Raw genomic sequence first — 19,696 nt, 5'->3', positions numbered from 1 at the left:
ACCAGCCCGCCCACCACGTGATCGGCCAACCACGGATGCGACCCCAACGAGACACGACCCGTCAACACCGCCTCATCACTGTCGGCCAGACCCACAGCGGCACCCAGCAGCGGATGCCGGGCGGCCGTCAGGCCCAGCCCCCGGGCGTCCCCGGTCGAGGTCGGGTCCGGCCAGTACCTCCGGCGCCGGAAGGCGTACGTCGGCAGCTCCACCCGGCGGGCACCGGGGAAGACCGCCCGCCAGTCCACCGGCACCCCGCGCACGTGCAGGGCCGTCAGCGCCGCCATCGCCGTCGTCCGCTCGTCGCGGCCCCCGCGCAGTACCGGCACCAGCACCGCGTCCGCCTCCCCCTCGGGGTCCGTGGCGTGCGGGTGCGCGTCCGGCGTCGAGCCGGTGGCACGCGGGTCCGGACCGGCGGCGAGGGTGTCGGCCGCCATCGCGGTGAGCACGCCGTCGGGGCCGAGCTCCAGATACGCCCGTACCCCCTGGGCGTGCAGCGTCCGGACGGCGTCGGAGAACCGGACGGTCCGGCGCACCTGCTCCACCCAGTAGTCCGGCGAGCACAGCTGCTCGGCGGTGGCAGCCTCCCCGGTCACCGTCGACACCACCGGGATCTGCGGCGGGCCGTACGACAGCGCCCCCGCCACCTCCCGGAAGTCCTCCAGCATCGGGTCCATCAACGGGGAGTGGAAGGCGTGCGACACCCGCAGCCGCTTCGTCCGTACTCCCCGCTCCTCCAGCACGGCCGCGATCCCGAGCACCGCCTCCTCGACCCCGGCCACCACCACCGAGGAGGGGCCGTTCACAGCGGCGACCGAGACCTCACTCTCACGACCGGCCAGCAGCCCGGCGACCTCCTCCTCGGAAGTCCCCACCGCCACCATCGCCCCGCCCGCGGGCAGGGTCTGCATCAACCGGGCCCGTGCCGCCACCAGCGCGCACGCGTCGGCGAGCGACAGCACCCCCGACACATGGGCCGCCGCGATCTCCCCGACCGAGTGGCCGGCCAGCACCCCCGGCTTGACACCCCACGACGACACCAGGCGGAACAGCGCCACCTCCAGCGCGAACAACGCCGGCTGCGCCCACCCCGTCCGATCCAGCGCCTCCGCCCGCTCGGCGAACAGGACGTCCCGCAGCGACCCCTCCAGCAGCGGGTCCAGCTCGGCGATCACCTCGTTCAGCGCCGCCGCGAACACCGGGAACCGCTCGTACAGCTCCCGGCCCATCCCGGCCCGCTGGCTGCCCTGACCGGTGAACAGCACCGCCGACCTGGCCTGCCTGCCGTGGCCCCTGATCACACCGGTGGCGCCACCGTCCGCCAGCTCAGCCAGCCCCGCGCGCAGCTCGGCGCGGTCGGCGGCGAGGACACCCGCCCGGTGCTCGAACGCCGACCGCGTCGTGGCCAGCGAGAACGCCACGTCGGCCAAGGCCGGGGCCGTCTCGGGCGTGCCGTCCAGATGCGCGAGCAGGCGCGCGGCCTGGGCCCGCAGCGCCTCGTCCGTACGGCCCGAGAGCAGCACGGGCACCACACCCGCGGGCGCCGGGTCCGCCGCGGGCGCGTCCGCCTCGGCCTCCGGCGCCTCCTCCAGCACCACGTGGGCGTTGGTGCCGCTGACCCCGAACGACGACACCCCGGCCCGGCGCGGATGGCCGGTCTCCGGCCAGGACCGCGGCTCGGTCAGCAGTTCCAGCGGGCCCGTGGACCAGTCCACCCGCGACGAGGGGGCGTCCACGTGCAGCGTCTTCGGCAGCACCCCGTGCCGCATCGCCAGCACCATCTTGATCACACCGGCCACACCGGCCGCCGCCTGCGTGTGGCCGATGTTCGACTTCACCGAGCCCAGCAGCAGGGGCCGGTCCCGGTCCTCGCCGAACGTGGAGATCAGCGCCTCGGCCTCGATCGGGTCGCCCAGCGTCGTACCGGTCCCGTGTCCCTCCACGACGTCGATGTCCGCCGCCGACAGCCGCGCGCCGGCCAGGGCGTCGAGGATCACCCGCTGCTGCGAGGGGCCGTTCGGGGCGGTCAGGCCGTTGGAGGCGCCGTCCTGGTTCACCGCCGAGCCGCGGATGACCGCCAGCACCTCGTGCCCGTTGCGCCGCGCGTCCGACAGCAGTTCGAGCACCAGAACGCCCACGCCCTCGGACCAGCCCGTGCCGTCGGCGCCGTCGGCGTACGCCCTGCACCGCCCGCTGGGCGACAGGCCGCCCTGGCGGTTGAACTCGATGAAGGTGCCGGGTGTCGACATGACCGTCACGCCGCCCGCGAGCGCCAGGGCGCACTCGCCCATCCGCAGCGAGTGCGCGGCCCAGTGCAGCGCGACCAGGGACGACGAGCAGGCCGTGTCCACCGTCACCGCCGGTCCGACCAGGCCGAGCGTGTACGACAGCCTGCCGGACAGCACGCTGTTCGCCGTGCCGGTGAGGCCGAAGGCGTCGATGTCACGGGGCAGGTTGTCGCGGTAGTCGGGGGACATCGCGCCGATGAAGGCGCCCGTCTGGCTGCCCCGCAGCGCGACCGGGTCGATGCCCGCCCTCTCGACGGCCTCCCAGGTGGCTTCGAGCAGCAGTCTCTGCTGCGGGTCCATGCCCAGCGCCTCGCGGGGGGAGATGCCGAAGAAACCGGCGTCGAACTCCGCCGCGTCACGCAGGAAACCGCCGGACAGCGAAGGCGGCACGGCGTCGCCGTACTCGTCGCGGAGCCTGTCGAGGTCCCAGCCACGGTCGGCGGGCGGCTCGGATATCGGGTCGCCGCCCTCGGCGAGCAGCTTCCAAAGGTCCTCCGGGGAGGCCACGCCGCCCGGGTACCGGCAGGTCATCCCGATGATCGCGACCGGCTGCTGATGTTGTTCCTCGAGGTCGTGGACGCGTTGCCGGGTGCGCCGGAGATCGGTGGTCGCCCGCTTGAGGTATTCCCGGAGTTTCGCTTCGTTGTCCATATCAGCTCAACCCTTTTCGACGACCAGCACGAACCCATCAACTCGCCGGGCCTCGAAGCCGCGGTCGAGTCCACGAGCTCCACCCGCATCGGCTCAGTCTCGGCTTCGCGCTCCCCGAAAATCATTAGTAACCCCGGCGCCGGGACGTGCCCGTTCCCGCGCGTTCCCGCCTGAACGCGAGCTCCGCCGGGAGGGCCCCAATCTGGGGAAATGACCAGCGGACCGGACCGTACACTCGCGCAATGGCCGGTCAGCTGCACATCACGTCAGAGTTGTCGGAGTACGTCCAGCGGATGTCGTCGCGGGAGGACGAGATCCTGCGCTCGCTGCGCGAGGAGACCGCGGCCCTGCCCGCGGGCAGGGCGATGCAGGTGATGGCCGAGGAGGGGCAGCTGCTCACGCTGCTGGCCCGGCTCACCGGCGCGCGGACCGTGCTGGAGGTCGGCACCTTCACCGGCTACAGCACGCTGTGCCTGGCCCGCGCGGTCGCTCCCGGGGGGCGCGTCATCACCTGCGACATCACCGAGCGCTGGCCCCGCGTCGGGATGCCCCACTGGCGCCGGGCCGGGGTGCTCGACCGGATCGACCTGCGGATCGGCGACGCCTCGGACACCCTCGCCACGCTGCTGCTCGACGAGGGGCCAGGGTCGGTCGACCTCGTGTTCGTCGACGCCGACAAGCCCGGCTACCCGAAGTACTACGAGGCCGCCCTGCCGCTGCTCAGGGAGAACGGGCTGATCGTGGTGGACAACACCCTGTTCTTCGGCAAGGTCGCCGACCCGGCGGCGCGGGACGCGGACACCGAGGCCATCCGCGCGTTCAACGCCCTCCTCCTGGAGGACCGCCGGGTGGACATCTCGCTGCTGCCGATGGCGGACGGCATCACCCTCGCCCGCAAGAGGGGGCCGGCCGAACCGGCCCCCTGAGGCCCGTCAGACGGCGGGCCCGTCAGACAGCGGGCCCGTCAGACAGCAGGCTCGTCAGACGGCGGGCGAGGGGCTGCGGAGGCCGGGGAGCCGGGTGCCGGGCGAGGCCCCGAGGTCCGGCGCGGCGAGGGTCATCGTGGTGGGCGGGCCCTGCGGCGCCGGGACGAGGTGGAGCCGTTCCAGGCCGCCGGCGTCCGGGGCGGGCAGGTTCCCGACGCACGGGCAGTCCGCGTCGCTGAACCCGCTGAACCGGTAGGCGATCTCCATCATCCGGTTGCGGTCGGTGCGGCGGAAGTCGGCCACCAGGTGCGCGCCGGCGCGGGCGGCCTGGTCGACCAGCCAGCGCAGGATCACCGTGCCCGCGCCGAAGGACACGACCCGGCACGACGTGGCGAGCAGCTTCAGGTGCCACGTCGTCCGTCCCAGCTCCAGCAGGATGACCCCGACCGCCCCGTGCGGCCCGAAACGGTCGCTCAGCGAGGTGACCAGGACGCGGTGCCGGGGGTCGTCGAGCAGCCGCTCCAGCGTCTCCCGCGAGTAGTGGACACCGGTGGCGTTCATCTGGCTGGTGCGCAGGGTGAGCTCCTCGACGCGGGAGAGGTGCTCCGCCGTCGCGTGCTCGATGCGCATCACCAGGCCGAGCGAGCGGATGAACTCCTCGTCGGGGCCGGTGAAGCCGGACTTCGCGGCCTCCCGCCGGAACCCGGCCTGGTACATCCGCCGCCGGCTCCTGGCGTCCTCGGTCACCGTCTCCGGGCTGAACTCCGCCAGCCCGGCCAGCTCGGCGACCTGCTCGGCGGAGTAGCACCGCACGTCGGGGAGGTGGAAGGCCACCTCGGCCCGTTCCGCGGCCTGGTCGTCGACGAACGCGATCGTGCCGAGGGCGAACCGCAGCTCCTCCGCGATCTGCCGGATCGAGTCGGACTTGGGCGACCAGCCGATGCGGGGCCGCACGAAGTACTCCGCGACGCCCAGCTCCTCGAGCTTCGCCCAGGCGTGGTCGTGGTCGTTCTTGCTCGCGACGGACTGCAGGATGCCCCGCGAGTCGAGCAGCCGGATGAGCTCGTGGACGGGCTCCGCCAGGCGGATCTCGTCGTTCTCCAGCAGGGTTCCCTGCCACAGCGTGTTGTCCAGGTCCCATACCAGGCATTTGACGACCGAGGTCTTGTCGGGCACCTGTCCTCCTCGTGTTGGTCAGTGTGACTGCGCGACGGCGTGCCGGGCGAGAATGAGCTGGCAGATCTCGGTGCTGCCCTCGATGAGCTCCATGAGCTTCGCGTCGCGGTAGGCCCGCGCCACCACGTGGCCGTCCCGCGCCCCGGCCGAGGCCAGCACCTGCACGGCCGCCGCCGCGCCGCGCGCCGCCTCGGTCGAGGCGACGTACTTGGCCAGGACCGTGGCGATCACCATCTCCGGCGACCTGTCGTCCCAGCGGCGGCTCGCGTGCTCGCAGACCCGGGTCGCCGCCTGCTCGGCCGCCAGGAGCTCGGCCAGGTGGCGGGCCACGAGCTGGTGCTCGGCCAGCGCGTGGCCGAACTGCCTGCGGGTTCCCGCGTGCGAGGCCGCCGCGGCCAGGCAGGCCCGCAGGATGCCGACGCAGCCCCAGGCCACCGACATCCGGCCGTAGGCCAGGGCCGTGGTGACCAGCAGCTGGAGCTGCTGGCCGCCGCCGCCGAGCAGCGCGCCCCGGGGAAGCCGTACGGCGTCGAGGTCGACGTCGGCGTGCCCGGCGGCCCGGCAGCCGCTCGGGTTGGGCACCGGCCGCACGGTGACCCCCGGCGTCTCCGCGGGTACGACGACGGCGGCGCCCTCGTTCCCGTACCGGCCGAAGACGACGATCAGGTCGGCGTAGCGGGCCACGGTGGTCCACGTCTTGTGCCCGTCGACGACCACCGTGTCGCCGTCGGCGCGTATCTCGGTGGTGAGCGCCGCCACGTCGCTGCCGGCCTCGCGCTCGCTGAAGGCGACGGCGGCCAGCTCGCCGCCGGTCAGCCGGGGAAGGTACTCCTGCCGCTGGCGGGTGTCGCCGAGCCGCTGGATCGTCCACGCCGCCATTCCCTGTGACGTCATCACGCTGCGCAGGGAGCTGCACAGGCCGCCCGTGTGCGCGGTGAGGGCGCCGCTGTCCGCGCTGCTCCCGCCGACGCCGCCGTACTCGACCGGCACCTCGGCGCAGAGCAGGCCCTGCTTGCCGAGGGTCCGGAGCGTCTCCACGGGAAGGAGACCTTCGAGGTCCCATTCGCCCGCCTGGTCGCCGACCAGGTCGGTGACCCCTTCGCGCGCCGCGTCGAGCCACTCAGGCATGGTCCGCCACCGGCGCGTCCCGCAGCCGCAGGACGAGGGAGGTCATCCGCTCGACGGTGCGGAAGTTGTCGAGTTTCAGGTCCTCCCCGAGGATGGCGATGCCGTACCGCTGCTCCAGGTGGACGACCAGTTCCATGGCGAACATCGAGTTGACGAGCCCGGAGGCGAACAGGTCCCTGTCCGCGGCGACCTCCGTCTTGATCCGCTCCCGGAGGAAGTCGCCGATCTGCGACCGGACGGCGTCGGCGGACGGCTGAAGCGTCTCTTCTGGTTTCGTGGTCACGAAAGCACCTTCTCGTAGTCGTAGAAGCCCTTACCGGACTTGCGGCCGAGGTGCCCCGCGGCCACCTTCTCCAGCAGCAGCTCACAGGGCTGGAAGTTCGGGTCGCCGGTGCGCTCCCACAGCGCCCGCAGGGCGTCGACCAGGTTGTCCAGGCCGATCAGGTCGGCCGTGCGCAGGGGTCCGGTGGGATGTCCGAGGCAGCCCCGCATCAGGTCGTCCACCGAGTCGGCGTCGGCCACCCCGGCCGCGACGATCCGCGCCGCCTCGTTGATCATCGGGTGGAGCAGCCTGCTCGTGACGAACCCCGGGGCGTCCCGGACGACGATCCCGCGGCGTCCCATCCGCGCCAGCAGCCCGGTGACCGCGGTCATCGTCTCGTCGCTCGTCAGGGCGCCCCTGATCACCTCCACCATCGTGATCAGGTATGCGGGGTTCATGAAGTGGACGCCGACCAGCTCGTGCGGGCGGGCGGCGAACCTCCCCAGCTCCCCGATCGGGATGCCAGAGGTGTTGGTGACCAGCGGGGTTCCGGCCCCGACCAGCCTCGACGCCTCGCCCAGCACCTTCGCCTTGATCTCGGCGTCCTCGACGACCGCCTCGACGACCGCTCCGGCTCCGGCGACGTCCGCGAGCTCCGTGGTCGTCGTCAGCTCGGCCACCCGGCCCGTCGCCGGTACGGCGCCCACGAGCCGCGCGTGCCGGAGCTGCAGGCCGACGCGGTGCCGTGCCTCGGCGAGCTTGTCGTCCGACACGTCGACGAGCACCACCGGGACGCCGTGGCCGATCGCCACGACCGCGATCCCGGTGCCCATCACCCCGGCCCCCAGGACCCCGAGGGGCCCCGGGCGGGCGTCTTCCACTTCGTTCATCCTGAGCCTCACATGACGACGGTTCGGATCGGTCTTTCCTCCCGCCGCACACCGGGTACGGGGGGCGGTGGCGGGCTCACCAGCTCGACGCGTGGATGAGGTCTCCGAAGTCCCGCTCGCGCGAGGCGTGCTGGAGGTCGGACTCCACCATCATGTGCATGAGCTGCTCGAAGCCGACGGTGGGCTCCCAGCCGAGCTCGATCCGGGCGCGGCTGGGGTCGGCGCAGAGGGTCTCCACCTCGGCGGGACGCACCAGCGCCGGATCGACGACGACGTGGTCCCGCCAGTCCAGCTCGACGTACTCGAAGGCGGTCCTCACCGCGTCGCGGACCGAGTGCATGCACCCGGTGCCCACGACGTAGTCGGTGGGCTCGTCCCGCTGCAGCATCAGGTGCATCGCCCGGACGTAGTCGCCGGCGAACCCCCAGTCGCGGACCGCGTCGAGATTCCCGAGGTACAGCTTGTCCTGCAGGCCGAGTTTGATCTGGGCGACGGCGAGGGAGATCTTCCGGGTCACGAACTCGGTGCCCCGGCGCGGCGACTCGTGGTTGAACAGGATGCCGGAGACGCCGTACATGTCGAACGACTCGCGGTAGTTGCGGGTGATGAAATGGCCGAACGTCTTCGCGACCCCGTAGGGACTGCGCGGGTGGAAGATCGTCGTCTCGTGTTGCGGGCTCTCCGCGACCTTGCCGAACATCTCCGAGGACGACGCCTGGTAGAAGCGGATCTGGCCGCTGCTGCCGTCACGGGACTTGTCCAGCCCGCACACCAGGCGGATCGCCTCCAGCATCCGGAGCACGCCCATGCCGTTGACCTCGGTGGTCAGCTCGGCCTGGTGCCAGGACATCGGGACGAAGGAGATGGCCGCGAGGTTGTACACCTCGTCGGGCTGGACCTTGTCCACCGCCGTGACCAGGCTTCCCTCGTCCAGCAGGTCGCCGTTGACGAACGACAGGTCGCTGACAAGGCGGCTGACGCGGGATTTCCGGGGATTCGCCTGCCCTCTGATCAGTCCCCAGACCTGGTAGCCCTGGGACAGGAGATGCTCGGCGAGATAAGAGCCGTCTTGGCCGGTGATACCGGTGATCAGCGCGCGCCTGGACATGCACTTTCCTTTCAGCACCGCGGGCGGGTTCGGACACCGTCGTGACCGCGAAGACGCCGGCGGCGTGCCCACAGCGGGAATCGAGTCCGTCGAACCGGCGAACCGCCGGCCCACGACCGGGCGGAGGTTCTGCCGGGGTTGTCAGGTAATCGACGGTGACAGTGGCCTGTCACCGGGGTGATGGAAACCGGGAAACGCTAGGAAACACTGCGAAACACTGCGAAACACTGCGAAACGTCGGGAAACGCTGCGAAACACCGGGAATCGCGAAGACGCCGGGGGGCCGGAATCATCCGCGGTGAGCGTGACCGGCGCCCGGGCCGTCCGGCAGACAGGATCGGCGGCCCGGGGCCGGAGACGCTACTCCTCGACCCAGCCGTGTGTCCGGGCGAGGCCGACGAGGCACTCGCGGACCCCGAGGAGCTGCTCCGCCGTCATCGTCGGCACGGCCGCGAGTAGTGCCTCGGTGATCTCCTGCGTCAGCTCCCCGGCGGACAGCACGTCGCAGAAGCCGGCGTCGCTGACCTGGCGGTCAGTGGTGGTGGCGGCCGGTCCCGGTGACACCGCCGGCGCGATCGATGCGGGTGTCGGCACGGGCGCGGGCGCGGGTCTCGGTACGGGTGCCGGAGCGGGTCCCGGCGCGGGTCTCGGAGTGACGGGTGAGGGCTGTGAGGGCAGGGTGATCTTCGGTGCGCCGGGCCTGTCGAGCACGCGGACCTGGGACGCCTTCAGCCCCTTGCCGCCGTTCTCGACCCTGAATTCGACCCTCGTGTCGATCGAGATGAGACGCTTGTCGCTGTCGAGGTCGTTGACATGCATGAAAACGTCCTCGCCGCCCGAGTCAGGGGCGATGAAACCGTATCCACGGAATTCATCGAAACTGACGAGCTTACCGGTTACCACCACACCACACCTCACCAGTGCCACGTTTCCAGAAATGAAGACTTTCGCCTTTGGAATCGTTTTCCGCGGTCGCCGGAATTCACTCCCGATTCAGCCGGGAAGCGCGACACCGGCAATCCGGAACACGATTCACCTTTTACCCGCGAATGGACGAATGTGTTTACTCGGCTATCTTGGTGCGCTCGGACCACTGGAAGACCGGAAGGTTCTCCCCGTCGACGGTCAGAAATTCACCGCTGTGCACGAAGTGCTCGTACCCCGCACCGGAGAGAATTTTCACCTTCTCCTCCGGATTGACCGAGCTTCGAACGTGACCGCGATTGGAGAATCGTTCCGGCCCACCGGAGAGCACAATTTTTGCACTGGTCACGATGACACCTCCCTTACATGACGGCTACCTTCAAGAACACGATCGGGATCGGCGGCGGCGACATCGGGATGACCCGGAAATCGCCGTGACGGGCTCATTTCACGAAGTCGGGCAGGATCCGGGGCGGCCAGGAGCCGAGCCGGAAGATGCCCATGGAGTACGCCTTGGAGACCAGGGCCGGGCGGTTGGTGGCCTTCAGCTTCCGCAGCAGCGTCGTCACGTGGTACTCCACGCCGCCCCGGCTGAGATAGAGCATCGACGCGAGCTGCACGGTCGACACGCCCGCCGCCACGCCCTCGAGCACGCGGGCCTCCATGGTGCTGAGCAGCCTTTTCCGCCCGGTCAGCAGGTCGTCGCGCTGCTCCCGGTCGGGCCGCACCAGGACCATCACGCTCTCGACGTGGCCGGCCTCGCCGTGCAGCGCGATCCCGGTCAGCTCGCCGCCGAGCACGGTCTGGTCCGGCCGTACGGCGATGACCCGGTCCTCGAAGCGGGCGCGCTGGTGGTCCGTCAGGTGGGTGAACTGCTGTCCCAGCTTGTCGCGGACGCTCAGGTGGAGCAGCTCGCAGAACGCCAGACCTCGAATGTCGGCCAGGGATCGCCCGAACTGCCGGGTGAACTCGAGATTCGCCTCGATGACCCTGGTCGCGTGATCGAGATTCGCCACGCAAATCCCTGACTGGTCGAAAAAGGAACGGTATTGATCTATCCTGTCAGCGGGTTGGCCGACCATCCGAAGCCGCTGATCCTCATCGACCGGAGCGATGCTCATATCAATACTCATCTGTTGACCATTCCTCTCCTCCAGCAGACGAGACGATGACCCGATAACTGCGGGGTAACGACCGAATCCACTTATTTACATGCTATTAATTAACCTGAAAGCAGGTCAACATAAGTCCACCACAAACAGTAAAAGACTGTGGTGTGTGAGGCGTCCGGTTCGGACCTTGCGGTGCGGTGGCCCGGCCTCGTTCGGTACCGAACTCTCGCGCCCCCGCCCCCGGTGAGCAGCGCGCATCCCGCACTAATAGCGGGCCGTGCGGCCGGGCACCCCGCGCCGGACCGGCGGACGGCGTCGCGCCCGCTGCAATTACCCGTCGGAATCCGGCTCATGCACGGCCGGCGAACCCCGATGCCCGTCACGGACCGGCGCCGCGACGCCCACTTCCGGCCGGCCGGCTTAAAACGATGACTTTATGCCGGGCCCGGACCTCCCGTCCGCCCACCGGCGGAGAGCCCCGGTCTACTCGTCCGCGGACCGCGCGCCCAGTTCCTCGACCAGTGCCGCCCTGCCGCTCACCCCGAGCTTGCGGTAGGTGCTCGTCAGGCTCTTCTCGACGGCGCGCCGGGTCACCCCGAGGGAGTCGGCGATCCGCTGGTTCGTCCAGCCCCGCAGCACGAAGGCGACGACCGTCTCCTCCGCCTTGGTCAGCTCGCCGCGTTCCGGCGCGAACAGCCGCAGCGCCGGGCCGTTCAGCTCCGCGTCCCTGTCGCCCTCGGCCCAGGAGACGCCGCGTTCCGCGGCCACCCGCACGCCCTCGGAGGCGAACTCCTCCGCCTCGCCGGAATCCGTCTCGGCGAGCCTCCTGCCGAGAAGCGTGAGCGTCCGGGACAGCTCGATCCGGTCCTCGGAACCGCGGAGCGTGTCGACGGCCTGCCGGAGGAGGTCGACGCCCTCCTCGCCCGGAGTGATCATGCCGCGCAGCCGCAGCGCGCGGCCGTACACCGAGGGGGCGCCCCACGCCCGCGCGAAGGCGTGTTCCTCGTCGGCCAGCTCGGCCGCCGCCTGCGCCCTGCCGAGCCGGTGGTTCACCGCCGCGGCCCACACCCGCCAGGGGTAGAGGGCCGCGTTCGTCCACCCGCAGCGCGCCAGCTGCCTGCCGCTGTCGAGGAACCGGTACAGCGCGGCGGACAGGTCGCCGCGCGCCGCGTCCAGCATCCCCCGCACCATGCGGTGCGCGACGACCACCCGCAGGTCACCGCTCTCCGGGCTGGTGCGGGTCACCCGCTCGCCCAGCTCGACGTCCCGCGTCTCAAGCGCGATCATGGCGAGCGTCCAGACGGACAGCGTCCTGGCCTCCGGCCAGGCGGGGTCGGCGTTGTCGGCCACGCTCAGCGCGGTGCTCCTGGCCTGGGCCACGTGCCCGGACGCGCGAAGGACCACGCTCCGTTCCGCGTTGACCAGCGCGGTCACCCCGTCGAGCTCCTGGCGCTGGGCCTGCTCGCGTACCGCCTCCAGCCACGGGGCCACCGAGGCCGCCGTGTCGGTGAGGGCCAGGGCCTGGACCAGCAGCGGGAGGGCGGTGTGGGCGTGCCCGGCGCGCGGCGGCTCCCGCTCCAGGACCCGGGTGGCCAGGGCGGAGATCTCGGCGGCCGTGACGCCGCCGGCCATGGTCGCCGCGTACGCGAGGACGGCGAGCAGCTCCCGCCCGGAGCCGGTGGAGACCGGCACCTCCGTGCCGAACCCCCGCAGCCTTTCGGCCGCCGCGCCGAGATGCGCGGCGTCCTGGAGCTGCAGGCAGCGGACGCGGGCCTCCAGCCGCAGGCCGAGGTCTCCTCGCGCGTACGCCGGCCCCCGGTCGTGGAACTGCCGCGCCACGTCCTGGACGAGCGCGCCCGCCGACGGGTTGACCGCGCCGATCGCGGGCGGGATCCACAGCACCGCCTCCGCCCGTTCCGTCACCGAGGTGAGCATCGGCACGGCCTGCGCGATGTGGGTGACCGAGGAGGCGAGGTCGAACCCCCGCTCGGCGGCGGCCAGGTCGACGAGGAGACGGCCCCTGGCCTCGCTGTCGGGCGGCCTGTCCAGCAGCGCGTGCCGGATGTAGCGGGCCGCCTTCCTGGCGGCGCCGCGTTCGAGGGCGGTGCCGGCGGCCGCGCGCAGGACGCCGGTCTCCCAGGCTTCGTACCCGGAGGTGACCTGCAGGAGCTGGTCGGCGACGTGCTCGGCCGGGTGCCCGACGGTGTGCAGCAGCGTCGCCGCCCGGCGGTGCATCAGGGCCCGGGTGTCGGTGCTCATCGCCGACTCGATGCCGTACCGCACGCTCTGGTGGACGAATCGCGGCGCCTCGCCGCCGTCGAGCAGGCCGAGGCGGTCGAGGGTCTGCATCGCGGACTTGTAGTCGATGCTGTCCAGACCGGCCAGCTCGTTGATCAGCTCCGGCTCCGCCAGGTCCCCGAGCACGACCATCGCCTGCGCGAGGTCCCGGACGACCGCGGGCTGGATGCCGAGGCAGAACATCCGCCGGTCGCGCAGGAGCGGCTGGCTCGCGGCGTGCACCTCGGCGGCCCGCGCCGCGACCGGCTGGAAACCGGCCGCGCGCAACCTGGGCAGCATCGCGGCCAGCGAGGCGGGGTTGCCGCCGGACACCTCGTGACAGGCCCTGGCGAACTCGGGGTCGCAGGGCTCGCCGAACTCCTCGCCGACCAGCCGGCCCACTCCCTGGGCCGACAGCGGCCTCGGGTGCAGCGTGCGCGCCCCCGAGGCGGCGATCTCCCTGAGCAGCACCTGGTCGGAGGCCGCGCACTCCTCGGAGAAGGCGCCTGCGACCAGGACCCGCGTGCCCTCCAGCCGCCTGGCGAGGTAGGCGAGCCAGCGCAGGGACGGCGCGTCCGCCCACTGGAGGTCGTCGACCACGACCAGCAGCGCCCCGTCCTCGCTGAGGTTGGTGATCAGCGAGTTCAGGCCGTGCAGGATCGTCTCCTGCCGGAGCGACCGGTTCGGTCCCGTGGAGGAGGAGTCGCCGAGGAACATCCCCTGCACCAGGCTCGCCGCGCCCTGGAACCAGCTCTCCCTGCGGGTCCTCTCCGCCCCGGCCAGGAGCGGTTCGAACAGCTGCTGGGCGATGCCGAACGTGAAGTCCTGTTCGAGGAGGGTGCCGCCGGCGCGCAGGACCCGGGCGTGCGGGGTGGCCGCGTCGGCCAGGGCGCGCAGCAGCGCCGACTTGCCGACGCCGGGCGGGCCGACGACCGCCATCATGGACCCGTTGCCCGCCACGGCCGCCTGGACCGCCTGCTCCGCCCGAGCCAGCTCCTTCTCCCGTTCCAGCAGCATGAGGTCAGTCACCCATGTTCCGCGGCGCCGGGATCGAGGCCAGCAGCGAGGCGAGCTCGGCGCGGTTGGTGACGGCGAGCTTGCGATAGATGGTGGTCAGCCGCAGCTCGACGGTCCGGACGCTCACCGACAGGATGCTCGCGATGTAGGCGTTCGAGTGGCCTGCGGCGGTCAGCCCCGCGACCCGCTCCTCATGAGTGGTCAGTAGGTACCTCGCTTCGTCCAGCACCGGCGATCTTTCCGCGACCAGCTTCGTGACAGGGCGACGAGACCGTCCGGTGAGTCTACCTGCAGGCGTGTCGATCCTCACCGCCTTCTCCGGCCGGATCTCCGCCGGTGACGCCCCGGCGGGCCCGGCCTGCGCCGTCGCGTGGCCGCCGCCCGACACCGGTTCCCGCGGGAACGGTACGGCGTGCTCGCGCCCGTCCGTCGCCTCGACGCCGCCCAGCACGTGTGACGCGCTCAGGCGCGCCTCCTCCAACGCGCCGGGGGCGCCCCACTCCAGGGCCCGCTCCACCGCCTCCACCGCCAGCCGCCCGGCGGCCTCGGTGTTCCCGCACGCGCCGTACGCGGCGGCGGCCACCGAACGCCACGGCAGCACGGCGGGGTTCGTCCAGCCCCTGGCCAGCAGCACGCGCCCGCACTCGTTGATGTCGCGCAGCGCGGTCACCGGGTCGGCCAGCTCCATGCGCACCCTGGCGCGCGCGTACAGCAGCGCCGCCCACGACACGCCCTGGTCGGCGCCCGGGGGGAACTCGAAGGCGAGCGACTGCTCGGCCCTCTCCACGGACCCGCCGGCGAGGTGCAGGCACGCCTCCGTCGCGACGAGGAAGGGGATCCGCCGCGGGTGCCACGAGGTGAGCGGCAGCTCCGCCCGCGCCGCCTCGACGTCGTACACCGCCTGCCCGAGGTTGCCCCGCCGCATCTCGCAGTGGCCGCGATGGATGAGCGCCAGCGCGGCCGGTGCCCGCGCGCCGCAGCGCCGGGCGTCGGCCAGGACCTCGTCCAGCCCGATCACCGCCTCGGCGACCTCGTCGGCCAGCAGCAGCGCCCTGGCCGCGTGGATCCTCGGGCCGAACGGCTGGTCCTCGCCCCTGACCTGGAAGGCCGTCCTGGCAAGCTCCCGCGCCCACGGCAGGCGCTCGCCCCGGACGGCCAGCATCCAGGCCGCGATGCCCGCCCGTACGGGATCTCCCGGCAGGTCGGACGGGTCGGGGAACGAGTGCGCGGGCAGTGCCGAGTCGTCGGTCGTGCACTCGTTCTCCGCGAGCCAGCCCATCGCCGCCAGCGGCCCGAGGTCCGCTCCCCCCGCCTTCCGCCGCGCGTAGGCCGTCGCGACGGCGCGGTAGGTGGCGGAGGCGTCGCCCCGCGAGCCGAGCAGGTCGGCCGCCCGGACGAGCGCCCCGACCGGCACCTCGGTCCCGCTGTTCAGCAGCACCTGCTGCAGCCGCCGGTCGCTCGTCTCCGAGCTGCCGTCCACCTCCATCATCGCGAGCTCGATGAGCAGCCGCTGCCGCTGCTCGTCCCGCACCGGTTCCCGGAGCGCCCGGCCGAGCAGGGCCGCGGCGCCCTCGTGGTCCCCGTCGAGACGGCGCCGGGTGGCCACCCGGCTCAGGAGGCTCACCACCCACCCGGCGCCGACCGGCCGGGTGTTGAGCAGCAGCCGTGCCAGCCGCTCCTCGGGGATCGCCGCCCGGTACCCGAGCTCGACGGCGCGCATCGCCAGCGCCTGCCGCTCCCCGAGCGCCATCCCGGCCAGCGCCCTGTCGGCGACGAGGGGACTGGCCTGCCACGGGTCCTTGCCGCCGGTCACCAGGCCCAGCCGTACCAGGACGGCCAGCGCCTGCTCGGGGGACATCGTCCTCGGCGGCGCCAGGGAGGCGAGCAGGTCGAAGTCGAGGCCGCCCTCGCAGACCGCTATCACCAGGAGCAGCGCGAGCGCGTCCGCGGGCAGGTGGGAGATGACCCCCGCCACCCGGTCGCCGCTCACCTCGGCGGCCCGCTCCAGCAGGACCGGGACGTGGCGCGCGACGGGCGGCAGGGAGGCGCGCACGAAGTGGTCGAGCACGGCGAGCAGGGCCGCCGGGCTGCCTCCGGTGGCCTCGGTGGCCGCGGTCACGAAGGCCCCGTCGACGGGCCCGGCGTACCGGGAGACGATCACCTGCCGGACCCCGTGCTCGCGCAGCGGCGGCACGTGGATCACGCTGCGGGGCACGGAGCCGGGCTCGGCGACCGGCTCGACGGCGCACTCCTCGCCGGGGGCTCCGGCCTGGACCAGGAGTATCGGGGCGTAGCGCAGCCGGTGCGTCATGGCCGCCAGCCATGCCTTCGATCCCTCGTCCGCCCACCGGGCGTCGTCCAGGGCGATCAGCAGCGGGCGGTCCCCGGCGAGCGCCACGAACTCCCCGCACAGCGCCGGGATCAGGGTCGCGGCCGGCTGCTCCCCGGCCCACAGCCGCCGCGCGAAGGCCGGGTACCCGGCGCCGGCCAGCCCGGCGGTGATCTGCGAGACCACGCTGTAGCGCAGGTCGGCCTCGGCGGGCGAGCAGCGGGCGAGGACGGCGAGCAGACCGGCCGCCCTGGCGCGAGCGACGACCAGCTTGAGCAGGGCGCTCCTTCCCGTGCCCGGCTCCCCGAGCACGGTCACCACGCCCGGCCGGCCGTGCCGCAGGACGGAGACCTGCCTGCCCAGCAGGCTCACCTGCCGTTCCCGCTCGACCAGGAACTCCGGTGCCGCGTCCCTCCAGCGAGCGCCGCGCCCGGCGGCACCCGCCGGCCGCGCGCGTGCCGTCTCCTCCGCTAAAGCCATGCGCCCGACACCAGCTCGCCCGCGGCCGACGAGACCGTCGCGGGCTCCTCGCCGAAGCCCGCCGTGACGCGAGGACGGGTTTCGGACTCCCTGCGGGGGGCCTCCGTGACACGAGAACAGACCGAAACCCTCCGGCGCGGGTCCGGACTTCCGGCCACGATCACCGCCGTGTCACGGACGGGCGCGGGAACTCCGCCTGTGACCTTGGCTTCGACCCTTTGTCCAGTATCGCTGAACATTTCGCACCTCGAATCGACGACGCATGCGCCTAATCTCAAGCACTCCGATCGCCTTCTGAGGAGACCTTAATCAGCAAAATGTTGGTTTACAAGCGTTTGCCTTGGATTTGCCTGTGATTACCTTTATTTATCTGTGTTCGGCGGCCTGACCACCTCTCCGACCGGCGATCGAATGCGCCGGGAAAACGCCCCCGGGAAGCGGATGGCTCCCGGGGACAAGCAGGTGGCGGGGCACGACGGCACCGGGCGGCCCCACACCGGATCAGTACGGCGAGGCGCCCGGCGGCCTCACGCTCTACAGGGGGATGTTGGTGTGGCGGCCCCTGCGCACCGGAGCGGCGGCCAGCGCCTCGGCGAGCCGCGTACGGGTGTGCGCCGGGTCGATCACCTCGTCCACGACGCCGATGCTCACCGCCCTGGCCACGCCGCCCGCGATCCTCTCGTGCTCCGCGGCCAGGCCGGACAGCAGTGCCTCGCGCCCCTCCGGCGCCACGGCGGCGAGCTTCTTGCGGTGCAGGATCTCCACCGCCGCCTTCGCGCCCATGATCGCCACCTCGGCCTCCGGCCAGGCGAACACGGCGGTGGCGCCGAGAGAGCGGGAGTTCATCGCGATGTAGGCGCCGCCGTAGGACTTGCGCGTGACCAGCGTGACCCGCGGAACGCTCGCCTCGGCGAACGCGTGCAGCAGCTTCGCCCCCCGGCGGACCACCCCCTCCCACTCCTGCCCGACGCCGGGCAGGTAGCCGGGGACGTCGACGAGCACGAGCAGGGGCACGCCGAACGAGTCGCACATACGGACGAACCTGGATGTCTTGTCCGAGGACAGCGAGTCGAGGCAGCCGCCCTTGCGCAGCGGATTGTTCGCGATCACCCCGACCGTCCGCCCGGCGAGCCGGCCGAACCCGGTCACCATGTTCGGCGCCCACCGCGGCTGCAGCTCGACGAACCCCGGCTCCCCGCCGTCCTCGTCCTCCCTGTCCAGGATCGCCCTGACCAGCGGGCGCACGTCGTACGCGCGCCGGGGCGAGTCGGGGAGCAGGTGGCGCAGCGGGCTGTCCCCGCGCACCGCGTCCACGTCGACGAACCCCGGCTTCGCCAGCAGCGTGACGACCTGGCGGGCGCGGGCGAAGGCCTCCTCCTCGGAACCCGTGCCGATGTGGGCCACCCCGGACTTGCGGCTGTGCGCGTCCGGCCCGCCGAGGCTCTCCATGTCGATCTGCTCGCCGGTGACCGACCGGACGACGTCCGGGCCGGTGACGAAGACGCGGGCGGCGTCGGACATGATCACGATGTCGGTCAGCGCCGGGCCGTAGGCCGCGCCGCCCGCCGCGGGGCCGAGCACGACGGACACCTGCGGGACCTCGCCCGAGGCGCGGACCATCGCGGCGAACATCTCCCCGATCTCGTGCATCGCCGCCACGCCCTCGTGGAGCTTCGCGCCGCCGGAGTGCCACACGCCGATCACCGGGCACCGCTCGCGCACCGCGAGGTCGATGGCACCGGCGATCAGCGGGCACTCGTCGACCCCGATCGCACCGCCCTTCAGCGTGGCGTCGGTGCAGTACATCACCACCCGCACACCGTCGACCCGCCCGTAGGCCACCACCACCCCCACGCCCTCGCGCCGGTGGATGATCTCAAGCGAGCCCGGGTCCGAGAGCCGTGACATCCGGACCGTCGGGTCGCGATGGTCGAGGGACGGCTCGTCCCGGTCCACCACGGCCACTGAGGGAAGTGTCATCGCCCACCTCTGCGAATCGCCCATTCTCCGAGCCGCAAGTCAACCAGTGAGGACCCCGTGAAACCCTTAGTCTTGGCCGCCCGAAAACGACCTGTTCCGCACTCGCTGTCCGCCCACGTGCTCGCTGTCCATCCACGTGCTCGCTGTCCATCCACGTGCCGTGACTTCCCGGGCGGCCCGCGGGCGTCTCGCGTCAGCGCAGCCGGAGCAGTCCCTCGTGCACGCGCGTGATGACCCCGATCGACGGCTGACCGTCGACCTCGGCGGGGGTGTGCTCCCTGAGCAGGTTCCAGCCGATCGCGTCACCGATCAGGACCATGGCCACCCCGATGGGCACCCTGAGGCGTCCCGCGATCTCGACCACCGCCATCGGCTCCCGGCACATGTCGCAGATCCGGCGGTACTCCGGAGACAGCGCGGGGTTCTCGACGCTCAGCGTGCCCTCCGGGGTCACCGAGATCAGCGCGTCCATCCGCGGCAGACCGTCACCACCCGTACGGCCCCCCGCGAGCACGTACGGCCGCGGCCCGACCGGCCGCGAGTCCTGTTGCGCGTACGGCGCGAGGTGTGGCGTGGGGTGCGGTGCGGAGTTTGGCTCGGGGTGCGGCGCCGCCCGGTCCGGGTCCGTCATCGGTGCGGGGCCGGTACGAGGCGCCGCGTCCAGAAAGGGCCCGGGGTGCCGGTCACCGGTACCCGACGTCTCCGGGTCGCCGTGCGCGCCTCTCCCGGCGACGTCGCCGGCGTTGACGGCGTTGACGGCGGCCGCCCCGACACCCCGCATGCCGGCATCCCACACATCGACATCCCGCGACTCGTCGTCCCGCGCGCCGTCGTCCGCCGCGTCTCCCGCGTCCGTCGCGTCAGCCACGGCAGCCGTATCCTGCGCGGGTTTGGGCAGGAACTGGTGCTCGGCCCAGGTCCTGTAGTCACCCCAGCCGCCAAAGGCGGAAGAGGGGTAGTTCGGTTTGTCGGCGAATCGCCGTCGCCGCCTCCTGCCGTTGGACATCGCCGGGGTTCACCTGCTCTCGAAAGGTCATCTGACATCGAGATCGCGCGACGGCAGGAAATGATCATGTCGCCGGGATCACCGCTGTCCGTCACCCCGCGATCTCGTCGCGCTCGCCGCCCCCGCGAGGGTCTGCTGATTG

General features: G+C 72.1%; 14 protein-coding genes. 1 reads left to right on the top strand and 13 read right to left on the bottom strand.

From position 1 onward, the window contains the following. A partial coding sequence (locus tag ACFYWM_RS43125; protein WP_389927211.1) for a type I polyketide synthase occupies window positions 1–2,939 on the bottom strand: 2,939 nt, incomplete at its 3' end. 242 nt (window positions 2,940–3,181) lie between these two features. Between ACFYWM_RS43125 and ACFYWM_RS43120 the strand changes: the two genes are divergently transcribed. After that, window positions 3,182–3,865, top strand: coding sequence for an O-methyltransferase (locus tag ACFYWM_RS43120; protein WP_389927209.1), 684 nt, complete (start codon window positions 3,182–3,184; stop codon window positions 3,863–3,865). Between the two features lie 54 nt (window positions 3,866–3,919). Here ACFYWM_RS43120 and ACFYWM_RS43115 read toward each other — a convergent pair whose 3' ends face one another. From ACFYWM_RS43115 to ACFYWM_RS43060, 12 genes are all read right to left on the bottom strand, one after another. Continuing rightward, window positions 3,920–5,041: an HAD-IIIC family phosphatase gene (locus ACFYWM_RS43115; RefSeq protein ID WP_389927206.1), complete on the bottom strand. Its 1,122-nt coding sequence runs from the start codon at window positions 5,039–5,041 to the stop codon at window positions 3,920–3,922. Window positions 5,042–5,059: 18 nt separating this feature from the next. Continuing rightward, on the bottom strand, window positions 5,060–6,169 hold the full coding sequence (locus ACFYWM_RS43110) for an acyl-CoA dehydrogenase family protein (protein WP_389927203.1): 1,110 nt from the start codon (window positions 6,167–6,169) through the stop codon (window positions 5,060–5,062). Next, window positions 6,162–6,452, bottom strand: a complete 291-nt coding sequence (locus ACFYWM_RS43105; protein WP_389927202.1) for an acyl carrier protein — start codon at window positions 6,450–6,452, stop codon at window positions 6,162–6,164. The genes ACFYWM_RS43110 and ACFYWM_RS43105 overlap by 8 nt, the downstream gene beginning before the upstream one ends. Continuing rightward, window positions 6,449–7,321 carry a 3-hydroxyacyl-CoA dehydrogenase family protein gene (locus ACFYWM_RS43100; protein ID WP_389927200.1) on the bottom strand — a complete coding sequence of 291 codons (873 nt, stop codon included), beginning with the start codon at window positions 7,319–7,321 and terminating at the stop codon, window positions 6,449–6,451. Before ACFYWM_RS43100 ends, ACFYWM_RS43105 begins: the two co-directional genes overlap by 4 nt. A gap of 76 nt (window positions 7,322–7,397) precedes the next feature. Beyond that, window positions 7,398–8,429, bottom strand: coding sequence for a GDP-mannose 4,6-dehydratase (locus ACFYWM_RS43095; RefSeq protein WP_389927198.1), 1,032 nt, complete (start codon window positions 8,427–8,429; stop codon window positions 7,398–7,400). A 360-nt stretch (window positions 8,430–8,789) separates the two neighbouring features. Continuing rightward, entirely contained in the window at window positions 8,790–9,332 is a 543-nt protein-coding gene (locus tag ACFYWM_RS43090) for a cold-shock protein (RefSeq protein ID WP_389927196.1), read from the bottom strand. A 160-nt stretch (window positions 9,333–9,492) separates the two neighbouring features. Next, a complete protein-coding gene (locus ACFYWM_RS43085; protein ID WP_389927194.1) occupies window positions 9,493–9,702 on the bottom strand; it encodes a DUF5988 family protein in 210 nt (69 codons plus the stop codon). Window positions 9,703–9,796: 94 nt separating this feature from the next. Beyond that, window positions 9,797–10,435, bottom strand: a complete 639-nt coding sequence (locus tag ACFYWM_RS43080) for a LuxR C-terminal-related transcriptional regulator (RefSeq protein WP_389927213.1) — start codon at window positions 10,433–10,435, stop codon at window positions 9,797–9,799. Between the two features lie 513 nt (window positions 10,436–10,948). Then, window positions 10,949–13,771: an AAA family ATPase gene (locus tag ACFYWM_RS43075; protein ID WP_389927192.1), complete on the bottom strand. Its 2,823-nt coding sequence runs from the start codon at window positions 13,769–13,771 to the stop codon at window positions 10,949–10,951. Further along, window positions 13,764–16,568, bottom strand: coding sequence for an AAA family ATPase (locus tag ACFYWM_RS43070; RefSeq protein WP_389927190.1), 2,805 nt, complete (start codon window positions 16,566–16,568; stop codon window positions 13,764–13,766). The genes ACFYWM_RS43075 and ACFYWM_RS43070 overlap by 8 nt, the downstream gene beginning before the upstream one ends. 534 nt (window positions 16,569–17,102) lie before the next feature. Beyond that, window positions 17,103–18,548: an acyl-CoA carboxylase subunit beta gene (locus ACFYWM_RS43065; RefSeq protein WP_389927189.1), complete on the bottom strand. Its 1,446-nt coding sequence runs from the start codon at window positions 18,546–18,548 to the stop codon at window positions 17,103–17,105. A gap of 193 nt (window positions 18,549–18,741) precedes the next feature. Continuing rightward, window positions 18,742–19,416, bottom strand: a complete 675-nt coding sequence (locus ACFYWM_RS43060) for a DUF742 domain-containing protein (RefSeq protein WP_389927188.1) — start codon at window positions 19,414–19,416, stop codon at window positions 18,742–18,744. Window positions 19,417–19,696 lie beyond the last annotated feature (280 nt).

It is taken from the genome of Streptosporangium sp. NPDC002721 (assembly GCF_042888905.1).
Taxonomy (GTDB): Bacteria; Actinomycetota; Actinomycetes; order Streptosporangiales; family Streptosporangiaceae; genus Streptosporangium.
Note: the sequence above shows the minus strand (reverse complement) of the source record. Positions and strands in the feature narration are given on the sequence as shown.

Excerpts from the sequence above, each read along its gene's own strand:
- ACFYWM_RS43065 (WP_389927189.1), bottom strand. The coding sequence starts at position 18,548 with ATGACACTTCCCTCAGTGGCCGTGGTGGACCGGGACGAGCCGTCCCTC.
- ACFYWM_RS43070 (WP_389927190.1), bottom strand. The coding sequence starts at position 16,568 with ATGGCTTTAGCGGAGGAGACGGCACGCGCGCGGCCGGCGGGTGCCGCC.
- ACFYWM_RS43110 (WP_389927203.1), bottom strand. The coding sequence starts at position 6,169 with ATGCCTGAGTGGCTCGACGCGGCGCGCGAAGGGGTCACCGACCTGGTC.
- ACFYWM_RS43100 (WP_389927200.1), bottom strand. The coding sequence starts at position 7,321 with ATGAACGAAGTGGAAGACGCCCGCCCGGGGCCCCTCGGGGTCCTGGGG.
- ACFYWM_RS43120 (WP_389927209.1), top strand. The coding sequence starts at position 3,182 with ATGGCCGGTCAGCTGCACATCACGTCAGAGTTGTCGGAGTACGTCCAG.
- ACFYWM_RS43095 (WP_389927198.1), bottom strand. The coding sequence starts at position 8,429 with ATGTCCAGGCGCGCGCTGATCACCGGTATCACCGGCCAAGACGGCTCT.
- ACFYWM_RS43080 (WP_389927213.1), bottom strand. The coding sequence starts at position 10,435 with ATGGTCGGCCAACCCGCTGACAGGATAGATCAATACCGTTCCTTTTTC.